At 66.5% G+C, this 13,968-nt stretch carries 10 protein-coding genes and 1 tRNA gene; 4 read left to right on the top strand and 7 right to left on the bottom strand.

From position 1 onward, the window contains the following. Positions 1 to 146 precede the first annotated feature (146 nt). Both EEB18_RS09645 and EEB18_RS09640 read left to right on the top strand, forming a co-directional pair. Positions 147 to 1,085 (top strand): tetratricopeptide repeat protein, encoded by a 939-nt coding sequence (locus EEB18_RS09645; protein ID WP_187139986.1) that lies wholly within the window; start codon positions 147 to 149, stop codon positions 1,083 to 1,085. 14 nt (positions 1,086 to 1,099) lie between these two features. Continuing rightward, complete coding sequence (locus tag EEB18_RS09640) at positions 1,100 to 1,756, top strand: hypothetical protein (RefSeq protein ID WP_187139987.1); 657 nt, start codon at positions 1,100 to 1,102, stop codon at positions 1,754 to 1,756. Here EEB18_RS09640 and putA read toward each other — a convergent pair. Beyond that, positions 1,753 to 4,842, bottom strand: a complete 3,090-nt coding sequence (gene putA, locus EEB18_RS09635) for a bifunctional proline dehydrogenase/L-glutamate gamma-semialdehyde dehydrogenase PutA (RefSeq protein ID WP_187139988.1) — start codon at positions 4,840 to 4,842, stop codon at positions 1,753 to 1,755. The two genes, EEB18_RS09640 and putA, sit on opposite strands and share 4 nt — an antisense overlap. Before the next feature lie 98 nt (positions 4,843 to 4,940). Here putA and EEB18_RS09630 point away from each other — a divergent pair, with 98 nt between their 5' ends. Next, a complete protein-coding gene (locus tag EEB18_RS09630) occupies positions 4,941 to 5,411 on the top strand; it encodes an Lrp/AsnC family transcriptional regulator (RefSeq protein WP_187139989.1) in 471 nt (156 codons plus the stop codon). Here EEB18_RS09630 and EEB18_RS09625 read toward each other — a convergent pair. Both EEB18_RS09625 and EEB18_RS09620 read right to left on the bottom strand, forming a co-directional pair. Continuing rightward, positions 5,408 to 6,352: an acyl-CoA dehydrogenase family protein gene (locus EEB18_RS09625; protein ID WP_187139990.1), complete on the bottom strand. Its 945-nt coding sequence runs from the start codon at positions 6,350 to 6,352 to the stop codon at positions 5,408 to 5,410. The two genes, EEB18_RS09630 and EEB18_RS09625, sit on opposite strands and share 4 nt — an antisense overlap. Further along, positions 6,352 to 7,509 (bottom strand): acyl-CoA dehydrogenase family protein, encoded by a 1,158-nt coding sequence (locus EEB18_RS09620; protein ID WP_187139991.1) that lies wholly within the window; start codon positions 7,507 to 7,509, stop codon positions 6,352 to 6,354. Before EEB18_RS09620 ends, EEB18_RS09625 begins: the two co-directional genes overlap by 1 nt. A gap of 148 nt (positions 7,510 to 7,657) precedes the next feature. Between EEB18_RS09620 and EEB18_RS09615 the strand changes: the two genes are divergently transcribed. Beyond that, positions 7,658 to 7,731 (top strand) — tRNA-Gly (locus tag EEB18_RS09615). Positions 7,732 to 7,824: 93 nt separating this feature from the next. Here the strand turns inward: EEB18_RS09615 and EEB18_RS09610 are convergent. The 4 genes from EEB18_RS09610 to EEB18_RS09595 all read right to left on the bottom strand — a co-directional run bounded on the left by EEB18_RS09610 (position 7,825) and on the right by EEB18_RS09595 (position 13,803). Beyond that, positions 7,825 to 9,030, bottom strand: a complete 1,206-nt coding sequence (locus EEB18_RS09610) for a carbohydrate porin (RefSeq protein ID WP_187139992.1) — start codon at positions 9,028 to 9,030, stop codon at positions 7,825 to 7,827. Beyond that, positions 9,030 to 10,304 (bottom strand): putative porin, encoded by a 1,275-nt coding sequence (locus tag EEB18_RS09605; RefSeq protein ID WP_187139993.1) that lies wholly within the window; start codon positions 10,302 to 10,304, stop codon positions 9,030 to 9,032. Before EEB18_RS09605 ends, EEB18_RS09610 begins: the two co-directional genes overlap by 1 nt. Before the next feature lie 65 nt (positions 10,305 to 10,369). Further along, positions 10,370 to 11,473: a PepSY-associated TM helix domain-containing protein gene (locus tag EEB18_RS09600; protein ID WP_187139994.1), complete on the bottom strand. Its 1,104-nt coding sequence runs from the start codon at positions 11,471 to 11,473 to the stop codon at positions 10,370 to 10,372. Between the two features lie 152 nt (positions 11,474 to 11,625). Further along, on the bottom strand, positions 11,626 to 13,803 hold the full coding sequence (locus EEB18_RS09595; RefSeq protein WP_187139995.1) for a TonB-dependent receptor: 2,178 nt from the start codon (positions 13,801 to 13,803) through the stop codon (positions 11,626 to 11,628). Between the last annotated feature and the right edge of the window lie 165 nt (positions 13,804 to 13,968).

The raw sequence follows: 13,968 nt of genomic DNA, 5'->3' as shown, positions 1-13,968 counted from the left end.
CTGTTGGCTGGGAAAATCGGTGCGACCCCTTTACGATTTTGTCGTTGACCGACCTCGCCCTTCAAAGGCTACACCATCGTCCGGCAAAGGCAAGTCGCGAGCGCGCATCGCGCCGATTTTTTCGCACGCGCACAAGAGGGGCAAAAATGAGCGAGAGCAAGAAGATGGCGGGTGGTATGACGCGGGCTAACGGCGCAATCCTGATCGCGGCCGTCCTGCTGCTGGCGGGGGCGATCGGCTACGCGATCTGGCGCGATTCGGCGCCCGGAAGCGACGGTGCGGCGGCACAGCCGACCGCGGCGCCGTCGGACCAGCTCGCCGCACTCGAGGCGCGAACGCGCAGCGAACCGAACAGCGCCGACGCGTGGATGCAACTCGGCGCGGCGCGATTCGACCTCGGCAATTTCGGCGGCGCGGCAACAGCATATGAAAAGGCGGTGGGGCTTTCGCCCGAATCGGCGGGGCTGTGGTCGGCGCTCGGCGAGGCGCGAGTGATGGCAAGCCAGAGCGACCCGATGCCGCCGGCGGCTTTGCAGGCGTTCGACAAGGCGATCGCGCTCGACCCCAGGGACCCGCGCGCGCGCTATTTCCGCGCGGTGAAAAAGGACGTCGGCGGCGATCACAAGGGCGCGATCGCCGACTGGTTCGCGCTGCTCGAGGACACGCCGCAGGGCGCGCCGTGGGAGGCCGACCTCCGCCGGACGATCGAACAGGTCGGCGCGATCCACAAGATCGAGGTCGCGGGTCGGCTCGCGAAAACGCAAGCGCGGCCGTTGACCCCCAATGAAATTCCGGTTGCGGCGCGCGCCATTCCGGGGCCAAGTCGGTCCGACATGGAGGCGGCGTCACAGCTGCCCAAGGGCCAGCAGGACGCGATGATCCAGGGCATGGTCGATGGGCTGGAGACGAAGTTGAAGGCCAATCCCGCCGACGTCGACCGCTGGATCATGCTGATGCGCAGCCGTATGACGCTGGGCGAGACGGCGAAGGCGGCGCAGGCCTTGAAGGACGGGATCGCAGCCAATCCGGGCGCGGCGGGACGATTGAAGGCGCAGGCGCAGATGCTCGGCGTGCCGGGGGCTTGAGGGGGATTGGACCGATGATGAAATGGGCTTTGGTGGCGGGCGCGATGATGGTGCCGGGTGCCGCAGAGGCGGCCGACGTGACCTTCACGGTCCATGACGTCACGCTGACCGCCACGATTCCGGCGGGCTATTGCGTGCCGGTGAACAAGGACAAGTTGATCGCCGATACACTGGCGACGGGCGACAAGGATAATATCACGCTCGCGACGCTGATCCGCTGCGACAAGGCCGGGCGTGCCGAGGGACCAGGCAATGACTATATGCTGATCAAGACGCCCCAAAACGCGCTGGCGACGCGCATCCCGCGCGCCGAACTGCTCACCGCGCTCGGCGCCGAATTCGGCAAGGCCGAATGGCAATCGGGCGCGACGGGCAAGGCGGCGACCGCCGACGCCGCCAAGGGTCTTTCGGACGCGTTCAGCACGCCGGTCGATATCCAGGGCGATATCGCACCGCGCGGCACCGACGGCGATTGCGCCTATCTGGGCGGCACGTTGAACGTCAACGGCGGCGGGGTCAGCTATCCGATCATCCTTGGCGGCTGCATCACCAGCGCCGCGAATAAGGTCGTCGCGGTCTATACCTATGACGATCCCGGCAAGGGCGGCGGCGTCGCGGGCAAGATGCGCGCCGCGCGCAACGTCGCGATGTCGATCAAGGCGGCGCCCTAGCCTGCCATCAGCGCCGCATTGCCGCCCGCGGCGGTGATGTCGGTCGAGATCGATTTTTCCTCGGCGAAGCGGAACAGATAGTGGGGGCCGCCGGCCTTGGGCCCGGTGCCCGACAGGCCGCGGCCGCCGAACGGTTGCGAGCCGACGATCGCGCCTATCTGGTTGCGGTTCACATAGACATTGCCCACCGCCGCGCGCGCCGCGACGTGCGCCGCGACGCCGTCGATGCGGGTATGGATGCCCAAGGTCAAACCATAGCCCGAGGCGTTGATCGCATCGATCAGCGCGTCGAGCTCGCCGCCCTTCCATGTCGCGACATGCAGCACGGGGCCGAAGATTTCGCGCTTCAGGTCGGTGACATGGTCGAGGCGGATCAACGCGGGGCGGACGAAATGGCCGCCGGGGGGCAGGTCACCGCCCGCCTCGGCGATCACGCGGCCCTCAGTTCGCGCCTCGGCCACATAAGTCGCGATATTGGCCTGCGCTTCCTCGTCGATGATCGGGCCGGTGTCGGTCGCGAGCAGCGCGGGATCGCCGACGTCGAGTTCGGCCATCGCGCCTGCGACCATCTCGATCATCGTATCGGCGACATCCTCCTGCACGCAGAGCAGGCGCAGCGCCGAACAGCGCTGGCCCGCCGACTGGAAGGCCGACGCGACGGCGTCGCGCGTGACCTGTTCGGGGAGCGCGGTCGAATCGACGATCATCGCGTTGGCGCCGCCGGTCTCGGCGATCAGCGTCGCGATCGGGCCGTCGCGCATCGCAAGGCTGCGGTTGATCAGGCGCGCGACCTCGGTCGAGCCGGTGAAGGCGACCCCAATGACGTCGTCATGTCCCGTCACCGCCGCGCCGACGGTCTCGCCGCGGCCGGGGAGAAAATGGAGAATTTCGGCGGGAATGCCCGCTTCGTGGAGCAGTTCGACCGCGGCGTGCGCGATCAGCGGGGTCTGTTCGGCGGGCTTCGCGAGCACGGCATTGCCCGCGGCGAGCGCCGCCGACACCTGGCCGAGGAAGATCGCGAGCGGGAAATTCCACGGGCTGATGCACGCGAAAATGCCCTTGCCCTCGAGCATCAGCTCGTTGCGTTCGCCGGTCGGGCCGGGGAGCGGCAGCGGGTGGGTGAAATGCGCGCGCGTCTGGCCCGCATAATAGCGCAGGAAATCGACCGCCTCGCGGACCTCGGCGACCGCGTCGACGAGCGTCTTGCCGGCTTCGTCGATCGCGAGGCCGAGGAACAGCGCGTCGCGCTCCTCGAGCAGGTCGGCGGCGCGTTCGAGCCGCTCGGCGCGGAAGGCGCCGCCGGCGAGACTCCAATGCTCCTGCACCTGACGCGATGCGGCGACGGCGGTATCGACCGCCGCGGCGTCGGCCTCGATCACCGAGCCGATGACGACGCCGGTCGCGGGGTTGTGGACGGGCTCGGACTTGCCGTCGAGGCTGCGGCCCGCGACGATCGGGGCGGCAACCGGGTTCGCGCGGCGCGCCTGGGCGATCGCCGCCATCAGCGCTTCGGCCACGCCGGGCTCGCCGAGGTCGTAGCCGCGCGAATTGCGGCGCTCGGGGTCGAGCAGGGTGCGGCCGGTCGCGATCGTCGAGGGCTTGCTCGCGATGCTGCGCGGATCGACCGCAAGCTGTTCGGCGGTCACGTCGGGGTCCGAGAATTGGTGGACGAAGCTGGAGTTCGCGCCATTTTCGAGCAGGCGGCGGACGAGATAGGCGAGCAGGTCGCGGTGGGTGCCGACGGGGGCATAGACGCGCACCGGGCGCGGCGGCGGGAAGAGGCCGACGATGGCGTCATGCGCGCCCTCGCCCATGCCGTGGAGCCGCTGCAGTTCGTAATCGGCGCCTGTGAACAGCTCGGCAACGAAGGCGAGCGTCATTGCATTATGGCTGGCAAAGGCGGGGAAGATCGCGTCCTGCGCCTCGCGCAATATCTGCGCGCAATGCATGTAATTGAGGTCGGTGTGATTTTTCGCGGTGAAGACGGGGAAGTCGGCGAGGCCCATCGTCTGTGCGCGCTTGATCTCGGTATCCCAATAGGCGCCTTTCACCAGCCGCATCGACAGTTTAACCCCGCGCGTACGCGCCTTTGCCGCGACCCAGCGGATCACCTCGGGCGCGCGCTTCTGATAGGCCTGGATCACGATGCCGAGTCCGGTCCAGTCATCGGCCAATCCCGCGTCGATCAGCGCGCCAAACACATCCATATGCGGTTCGAGCCGGTCGCTTTCCTCGGCATCGATCATCAGCGGAATATTCACCGCGCGCGCGGCGCGGACGAGGGTGATGACGCGCGGGATGAGTTCCTCGCGAACGCGCGCGCCTTGCAGATATTCATAGCGCGGGTGGAGCGCCGACAGCTTGATCGAAATACCATGATTGGTGTGCGGATCGCCCGGTTTGGCGCTCTTGCCAATTCGCGTGATCGCATTCGCATAGCTGTCAAAATAGCGCTGCGCGTCTTCCGCCGTGCGTGCCGCTTCGCCGAGCATATCGAAGCTCGCGAGTTCGCCCTTCTCCTTGTCGGCACGCTTGACCGCGGCGTCGATTGTCTCGCCCATCACGAACTGCTGGCCGAGCATCTTCATCGCGGCGAGCGACGCCTGGCGGATCACCGGCTCGCCCGAACGGCGGATCATCGATTTGAGCAGCGCGAGCGGGTTCGCCTTGCTGCCCATCGCCCCCAGCATCAGCGTCGCCGAGCCGAGCGACAGGCCGCGCGCCGACAGCGCGACGATCAGTGGGCTGTCTTCGTTGTCCCCCTCGTTCCAGTGCCGGCCGGCGATCTTGTCGCGGATCAACGCATTGGCGGTCGCGCTGTCGGGCACGCGCAGCAACGCCTCGGCGAGACACATCAGCACCACGCCTTCCTCGGTCGACAGGCGATAGCGGTTCATCAGCTGGGCGACGAGCGTCTCGCGCTCGCCCTCGGCCTTCGCCTTGCGGATCAGCGCCAGCCCGCGCGCGGTGGTCGCCTCGACGGTGGCGGGCGATCGGGCGAGGTCGGCGCGCAGGTCGGCGACGATATCGGTTTCGGGGCGGCGGGCGAGGGCGCGGATGGCGGCGCGGTCGGTGGGCTGGGTCATGGCGACTTCATAGCAGATTGGATGAAGTCGATTCGACTTGATTTTCCTCACAGCATATATATTTTGACCAAATATTGGCATCAGTTTAGTCTGATTACATGAAAAACACCGCATCCTTGGTCGATCTGGACGAGTTCGACCGCAAGATTCTGGCCATTCTCGGCCGCGACGGGCGGATCACCTACACTGACCTCGCGGCGCAGGTCGGGCTGTCGAAGACGCCGTGCCAGTTACGCGTCAAACGGCTGGTCGACAGCGGACTGATCACCGGCTTTCGCGCGATCGTCGATCCCGCCAAGGTCGGCCTCGACCATGTCGCCTTCACCGAGGTCAAATTGTCCGACACGCGCGAGGATGCGCTGCGCCGGTTCAATCAGGCGGTGCGGCGGATCCCCGAGGTCGAGGAATGCCACATGATCGCGAGCAGCTTCGACTATCTGCTTAAGGTTCGCACCCCCGACATCCGCCGCTATCGCATCGTGCTGGGCGAGAAGATTTCGAGCCTGCCGCATGTCGCGAGCACCTCGACCTTCGTCGCGATGGAGACGATCCTCGAATCGGCGCGCTAGGTGAAAGCCTCGCGCACATAGTCGACCGACCGGCCGGCATCGCCCAGCCGCGCGGCACCGAGCAGGCGGTTCCAATAGGTCTCCGACCCGTCGGCGAGGCGCCATTCGTGGAGGCGGCGGGTGAAGAGCTGGAGGTCGTACTCCTCGCTGATCCCGATCGCGCCATGCACCGCATGCGCAGTGGCAGCGACGCACGCGGCGGCGCGGCTCGCGACCGACTTGGCCGTGGCGGCGGCCACGAGCGACGGCGGGAAGGCGCCTGCGCAGCCGAGCTGCGACGCGACGCGCGCGGCGACCATTTCCTCGGCCATCACCGCCATCTGCTGCTGCAACGCCTGCTGGCGGCCGATCGGCTTGCCGAACTGGACGCGCTCATTGGCATAGGTGGCGGTCATCGCGGTGAGCCGCTCGGCGGCGCCCGCGATCAGCGCCGCGCGCAGGATCGCAGCGAGGCCACGAAGGCTGCCTTCGGGCGCGGGCACGACCGGCGCGGGCAGCGCGGCGAGATCGAACCGCGCGGCGAGGCTCGCGGGTACGCCGGTTGCTTCGCCCTTCGCTTCGATCAGATGGAGACCATCACCCGATTCGACCAGAAGATGCGCCGCGACCAGTCCGCATGGCACGACGACGGCCGCACCTTCGGCGACCGCCAGCGCGACCGGAGCTTCGGGCGCATCGGCGAGCAGCGCCCGCGCGATCATCGTTTCGCCGACCGGCAATGGTACCGCATGGCGGCCGAGCGCCATCCACAGCGGCTGCACCTCGGAAAGTGGCAGGCCTGCGCCGCCGCGCTCCTCGGGCACCAGCGCATCGAGGAAGCCCGACTCGGCGAAGGCTCTCCACATCGTGTCGATGCTGCTGCCCTGTTCGATCGCGCGCACCGCGGCGGGGGGCGCGATATCCTCGAGCATCCGCTCGAAGGGTTCGAGAAATTCGCTCATCAGCGTAGCCCCATTCCGCGCGCGATGATCCCGCGCAACACCTCGCGCGTGCCGCCGCGCAGCGAGAAGCTGGGCGCCACGTGCGTGACAAACATCAAAGTACGATAGAGTTCGGCATCGACCGCTTCCTCGGGATGCGCGGCGAGATCGTCGCCGATCGCCACCGGCAGTTCCTGTTCGAACGCGGTGCCGAGGTCCTTGACCAAAGACGCCTCGGTCACCGGGCTTTCGCCCAGCGCCAGCCGCGCGGTGCAGGCGATCGACATCGCGCGCAAGGTTGCGAGGCGCGCGGTGAAGTCGCCGACGAGCGTCAGCGTCGCCGCATCGTCGCGCTTCATGCCGCGCAGATGCGCGATCCATGCGTCGAGCAGCACGACGCTCGAATAGATGCGCTCGGGCCCGCTGCGTTCGAACGCAAGTTCGGCGGTGACCTGCTTCCATCCCTCACCCTCATGGCCGATCAAAGCATCGGCGGGCAGGTCGACATTGTCGAAGAAAACCTCGGCGAAATGGGCGTCGCCGGCAAGGTCGGTGATCGGACGCACGGTCACGCCGGGCGCCTTGAGGTCTATGATCAGCTGCGACAGCCCGGCATGGCGGTCCTCGCTGGTGCCCGAGGTGCGGAGCAGCGCGATCATATAATCGCCGTGCATCGCGTTGGTGGTCCAGATCTTCTGCCCGTTGACGCGCCAGCCGGTTTCGGTGCGCTCGGCCCGCGTGCGCACGCTCGCGAGGTCCGAACCCGACCCCGGCTCGCTCATCCCGATGCAGAAGACCAGTTCGCCGCGGCAGATGCGCGGGATGTAATAGTCGCGTTGCGCCTCGCTGCCGTAATTGAGGATCAGCGGCGCGCTCTGGCGGTCGGCGATCCAATGCGCCGCGACCGGGGCGCCCGCCGAGAGCAGTTCCTCGACGACGACGAAGCGGGCGAAGGGGCCGCGCTCCTGCCCGCCATAGGCCTTGGGCAAAGTAAGACCGAGGAAACCCGCCGCGCCGAGGCGGCGGCTGAACGCGGGATCGAAGCCCGACCATGAGCGCGCACGGACATCGGCGGAGGCCTGCGCCGCCGCCGCATCGGCGAGCGCGCGGATCGCCGGGCGCAGCGCCTCGTCCGCGGTGGGCAGGCTGGCGAGGGTGAGCGTATCGAACACCGGCATCCTTCCATCTTCTTGTCGGTGGAATGCCGCCTATTGCCCGCGCGGCGATGCCACAACCCGTTTTTCCGTCAGCACCGTCCTCGCATCCGATATTGACCGGCGGCGCGGATGGCGGCAAAGGCCGGACGTCGGCACGCGTCGATGGCGCGCGGGTGTAGCTCAATGGTAGAGCTTTTGCTTCCCAAGCAAGTGACGAGGGTTCGATTCCCTTCACCCGCTCCATTCCTTGAAATACAAAAGGTTGCGCGGGCGGCCCTGAGGTCGGTCGGAACAGGCCTGCCGGGAGCAATAGGGTGATCGGTCGCGCCGCCGGGCCTAAAAGCCCGCGACGGCAAAACTCGCCTCGGCGCGAAGCCCCATGACGAGCGCATCGGCAATCGTGCGATCGGCGGACGGTCGGCGGATGTAGTGGAGGCTGGGCTGGAGCGTGAGCCAGGGCGCGATCGGCGCGCGATAGGTCGCCTCGATCGCCATCTCCGACGCGGTCGCACCGGTTGCCGCGCGATGGCTGTCCGAGGTGAAGACGGCCGCGAAAGCGACGCCGAACTCGTCCTTGTCGCGTCCCGGCACCCAGCCGCTGAATTTCAATCCACCACTGGCAAAAGCATCGAACATGTTGAAGCGGTCGGCCGCCTTGCCGAGCCGGAAAAAGGCATCGAGCTTTCGGTCGGCCTTTTCGATCAGCGGAAATTCACCGCGGAAATAGGTTCCGCGATTGCCGTGGCCGGTTCCCGTCCCGTCGTTCAGGTCGAAGCGCGCCGTATAGTGCCAGTGGCCGAGGAGCAGCTTCCCGCCCCCGAGCGGCGCCTGGACCTCGCCGACGAGCAGCGCGCCGTCGCCATGTCCCAGCCGGATCGCGGTGCGGCCCGGATGATCGGGATTGCCGGGCACGCCGTCGAGGACCGCGGCGCGGATCGCCCAGCCGTCGGCGGGGTCCCACTGCAGTCGCGCCGCCAGCGAAGTCGAGGGAAAGATCGAGGGACCATTGCGGCCGCTCTGCGCGAAGTCGGTACCGATGCCGTGCGGACTGCTGACGAAGAGTCCCGCCGTGTCGAGCGCGTCGAACTCCGAATTGAGGTCGTAGAGACCGGCCTTGAGCGACAGCGTTTCGCCTAATTTCTGGTCGATCCAGGCTTCATAGAGCCGCAGCGCGCGCGTGCCGGCCTCGATATTGCTTACCGCCTGCGTATCGCCGACCAGGTCGCTGATCGACCGGCCATTGTTATAAAGGCCATAGATGTGAACCTGCGCGCCGGTCCAGCCGGCGAGCTTTTCCATATCGGCCTCGAACACGATGTCGAGATTGTCGAGATAGCGGGTGCCGCGCCGCAGCCCGCCCGAAGCATTGCCCATGACCTCCCCGGTATAGGTGACCTGCAGCAAGATCGGGCCATGGCCCTCGTCGATCTCGGCCGGGGCATGGGTGTGGCTGTGCGGCAGGTGGTCATGGTGGGTCGGGTGCGGTGCGGTCTCGACCGCAGACCCCGCCGAGGCGGCCAGCGCGATCGCGGACGCCAGCATCAGAAGCTGACCATGAAGGCGAGGCGGATGCGGTCGAGCCAGTCGGTCGGCGGCAGGCTGCCCGCATAGGCCGGATCGAGCGGGCGATAATGATACCAGAGCAGGTCGAGCTGCAGGTGCGGTGCCGGCACATGGCTGATTCCCAAACCGTGCAGCTTATAGTTGGTCGACAGGTCGATATTGTCGTGGCTGAACGCTGCGAGCACCGAATCGACCTCAACTTCCGAATAATTATAGGCGATGCGCCAGTCGCCGGGCTGCGCGGTGCGGCCGGCGGCAAGTTCGAGGTTGAAGGCGGTGTCGCCCGACACGGCCGCGCCCAGATTGTGGACATAGTCGGCGGTGAAGCTCAGCGGCCAGCGCGGCGACAGCCCGGCCCAGCCTAGCGTGCCGATGCCTTCGAGCAGGTGAAAGTCGGACAGATAGCGCCCGCCCGAGACCAGATTGCCGCGGAAATCGCCGGCATCGGCCCCCGTGACCGAACCGAGGCGATAATGATAATAGCTGCCGGTCAGCCCCGCCTTGAAATCGCTGGCGAGGGGCGCCGAAAGCGCCAGCTGGCCGCCGAGCATGTCGCTATCGCGGGCGACCGAGGCCTCGTCGATGACGAACCACAGCCCGCGCGCATCGACGCGTGCCTTGCCGATATTCGCGCCATAGGCGGCAGCGACGCCCTGCGGCGAAACGTCGCCGTCCCACAGCATGTCGGTCCGCTGGAACTGCTGCGGGAACTTGCCGGCATAGGTGGTGAAGCCGCCGTTCGCATAGCGAATCCACGCCTGATCGAGCGACATCTGGAAATCATCGACGAAATTGCCGAGCGTCACGTCGGTCGAATTGGGGTCGTCGGGATCGCCGGTTGCGATCTGCGTCCCCACCGAAAAATGGTCCGACACGGCATAGGATGCGCGCACCCGCGCACGCACCGCGGTTCGCGACCGGTCGCGGCCGTCGACGAAATTCCATTCCTGACGGACGCGCATGTCGCCCGCGACGTCGAGGCCGGGAATGCGGAACAGGCCGTCGGGCGCCGCGTTTGCGGTGGCAGGTGCCGCAAGGACCGGAGCAGGTGCGGGGGGCGAGGCGACCGGAGCCGGTGCGCTTGTCCGCTGCAGCAGATCCGCTTGCCGGGTGACCAGCGCCTCAAGGTCCGCGATCCGCCGGTCCTGTTCGGCGATACGGCGTTCGAGCGCATCGAGACGGCTGTCCTGCGCCTGCGCGGGCATGGCAAGGCTGAGCGCCGTTGCGGCAAGAAAAATGGGGCGCAGTTGCATATTGGGTTCTCCCGGAATTGACGGAGCCGCGTCGCGGCGGCGTGCGTTCGCGATGTTGGCGTCTGTCACTGACGCGAGGCTGACGCCCGATCCCGCGGCTTTCGGCGTTTCAGCCACAGCAACAGCCCGGCGACGATCATCGTCACCAGCCATAGGCCGACGGCGATCGACAGGACGCGGCCGATGATCCCGCCGGCTTCGCCCGTATGGATCGGGAACAGCGCGCTCATGAAGGCGCGCGCCGGTTCGGCCTCGGCGATCGGGAAGACCCCGCGCACCGCACCGGTGTTAGCGTCGACCAGCACCCGCGTGTCGCCATAGGCGCGGCGGATTTCGCCCGGGGCGTTGACGCGCACATAAAAGGTCGCGTCGTCGCCCTTGGGCCAAGCGACCTGCGTCAAGCTGCTGCCGGGCACCGCGTCGAGCGCCGCGTTCGCCGCTTGCGCAAATCCGATCGAGGGTCCCGCGGCGGGCACCGCCGGCAACGCGACGCTCTTCGCGCCGATCAGATCGCCGACGCCATCCTCGAATTTCATCAGCGTGCCCGTCGCCGCGATGACGAGCGCGGGAAGCGCGACCCACAGCCCGAGCGCGCGGTGCCAGCTGTACAGGCGCGCGGCGGGCGGCCCCTTTCGCGCGGGCGCCAGCGCGCGCCGCCAGGTCCCGCGCTTCGGCCAGGCGGCAATCAGGCCGAGGAGGAGGTTCGAGCAAAGGAGTGTGCCGCTGATCGCGACGATCCAGCTTCCCCAGCTGCCGAGCAGATCGTGATGAAAATCGACCAGAAAGCCCATCAGCCGACTTTCCTCCGCGCGCGGGCGGTCGATGACCGTCCCGTCGCCGAGGATACGGACCGATGTGCTTTCGCCATCCTTGCGCTGCAGATAGATGTTGAACCGGTCGGTGCCGCTGCCGGTCGTCCACACCGTCGTGGCGCTGGAGCCGGCGTCCTCGGCGACCAGCGTGTCGATGCGGCGTTCGATGGCGGTCAGGTCGGTGGTCCGGTGCGCGCTCGAAAGCTGCGCATCGGTGATTTCCCAATGGAAGGCGATCGCGATGCCGGTCAGCGCCTGAAGCAGCCAGAAGATCGCGGCGCCGATGCTCAGCCAGCGATGGATGGTCAGGATCGACCGGCGGAAGGGCTTGCGCCCGCTGGAAACAGCCTCGCTCATCCTGCCCTTCTGGCCTCGGCATTGGGTCCCCTAAACATCCACTTTCGGATAATGGATGGGGCCAAGGGGCGATTTCGGATGGAACATCGCACCCAAAAAAGGCCCGGCTGTTGCCAGCCGGGCCGTGAGAGCGTCTGGATTTGGATCGCCGATCAGAATTCGACGGTCACCGAGGTCTTGAACGTCCGCGGCTGGCCCTGGACCAGATAGCCGCCGAGCGACGAGGACCAATAGGCATTGTTTGCCACGTTATCGACGTTGAAGCGGAACGTGATCGGGGTCTCGCCCGCCGCGACGACATAGCGTGCGCCAAGGTCGAAGCGGGTCCACTCGCCCAGTTCCATCGTGTTGGTCAGGTTGAACGCCTGCTTGCCCGTCTGGATGACGCGGCCGGTCAGTGTGACACCGGGCAGGAAGCCAAGGTCCCATTCGACGTTCGCGTTCGCGGTGTATTTGGGCACGCCGATCGCGTCGCGGCCGTCGGTCGCGCCGCCGGTCGTCTTCTTCTGCGTCGCGTCGGTGATCGACACGCCGGCGATGATGCGCAGGCCCTTGGTCGGCTCGCCGTCGAAGCTCAGCTCGAAGCCCTGGTTGCGCTGCAAGCCGTCGACCGTGAAGACCGGCAGCAGCGGACCCGCGCCGTCGGGGTCGGGACTTACGAACGACTGCGGCCGGTCGGTCGTAAACAGCGCCGCCGACGCGTTCCAGTTGCCGAACGACACCTTGCCACCGATTTCATATTGCACGCTCTTGAAGGGCGGGAAAATCTCGCCGACGTTCGAGGTGCCGGCAGGCGCCGCCGGACCCTGCGCCAGACCCTCGATGCGGTTGCCATAGATCGAGAAATTCTCGCTCGGTTTGACGACGATCCCGACGACCGGGGTGGTCGCGCTTTCTTTATAGCCGCCGGTCTTTGCGCCATTGGCATAGGAATAGCTGCTGGTCTCGATCTTCTGGCGGCGCAGGCCGACGGTCACGAGCAGCTTGTCGTCGAAGGCGCCGATCGTGTCCGACGCGAAGAAGCTGGTCAGGCGTGTGCGGCTGATCGGGAAGGGATCGGCGATATTGCCGCCTAAGAAGAAATTGAACGCCGGCTGCGCCACATCGACGGGGTCATAAAGGTTGGTGCCGTTGGTGGGCCCGCGCGAAAAGATCCCGAACTGATAGGCGTTGCGATTGACGTAGCGGCTGTGCGAACCGCCGACGTTGATCTGGTGCGTGATCGGCCCGGTCGCGAAATGGCCACGCAGCCCGACCTGTCCGGCCTCGTTATTGTCGTTGCGTGGAATGTTCGAACCGGTGGCGTAACCGTCGCCGGGGTTGACCAGATTGTCGATCGTCAGGCTCTGGTAGCGGCCCCGCTCGGCGGCGTCACGTGCGCCGACGGCAGCGTAGAAGGTGAAGTTGTCGGCGATATCATATTCGAGCTTTGCGATGCCGAAGATGTCGCGGAGCGTCGTATAATTCCACTCTTGGCCATAGTTGCCGCTCGCGCTCGGCACGTCGGGAATGGTCGTGACGCCGAAGGCGAGCTGAACCATCGGGCGCATATGTTGGACCTTGGCGCGCTGATAGGCGAGGTCGAGCGACACGCGCAGCGGCCCCGAACGATAATCGAATGCCGCGCCGAGCACAGTCGAGCTGCGATATTCGTCGTCGATGGCGATATCGCCCCAGCGGCCCGCGCCGTTGATCCGGACGCCGAATTCGCCTTCACCGCCAAAGCGGCGACCAAAGTCGAAAGCGCCGCCAAAATGCGCATCGGACAGGTAATTGGCGGTGACGCGGTTGGTGTCCTTGTCCTTCGCGCGCTTGGGCGAGAGGTTGACGGTGCCGCCGAGCGCGGTGCCGCCCGGCGCGGCGCCGAAAAGGAAGGAACTGGCGCCGTTCAGGATCTGGACTTGGTCATACAGTTCGGGCGAAACGAGCTGGCGCGGCGTGACGCCGTACAGGCCGTCGATCGCGATATCCTCGCCGAACAGCGGAAAACCGCGGATCACGAACTGTTCGGACGCGTTGGCGAAACCGAGCGAGGTCCGGACCGAAGGATCATTTTCTAGCACCGCGCCGAGCGACAGAGACTGCTGGTTGAGGATCAGCGTTTCGTTGTAGGACTTGACCGCAAAGGGGGCGTCCATGGCGTCGATGTTGCCCAGCGCGCCGAGCGATCCCTCGCGGGAAACCTGAGTCTGGTTGTTGCGCTGCGCGGTGACGACGATGCTCTCGCTGTCTTCGGCACTGTCCTGCGCCAGGGCCGGCGCGGTGGAAAGAAGTGCCACGCCCAGAACGGCAAGCGCGCTTCCCCGATAGATGTTGCGATAGGCAACCATGTTCATTCCCCCTGTTGGTGTCCAAAACCCCTTCCGAGCCGGCAGGCCACGGGGGCCAAGCCTCTTATCGGTATGGCGACCTTAGATCGTCGATTGGGCCATTAAACATCCAGTTCGTTGCGCCGACTGGGGACCAACTTTGCATTTATGTTACAAACGGCTGAA

Source organism: Sphingopyxis sp. OPL5 (assembly GCF_003797775.2).
Taxonomy (GTDB): domain Bacteria; phylum Pseudomonadota; class Alphaproteobacteria; order Sphingomonadales; family Sphingomonadaceae; genus Sphingopyxis.
This window is presented reverse-complemented; position numbering and strand designations above follow the sequence as displayed.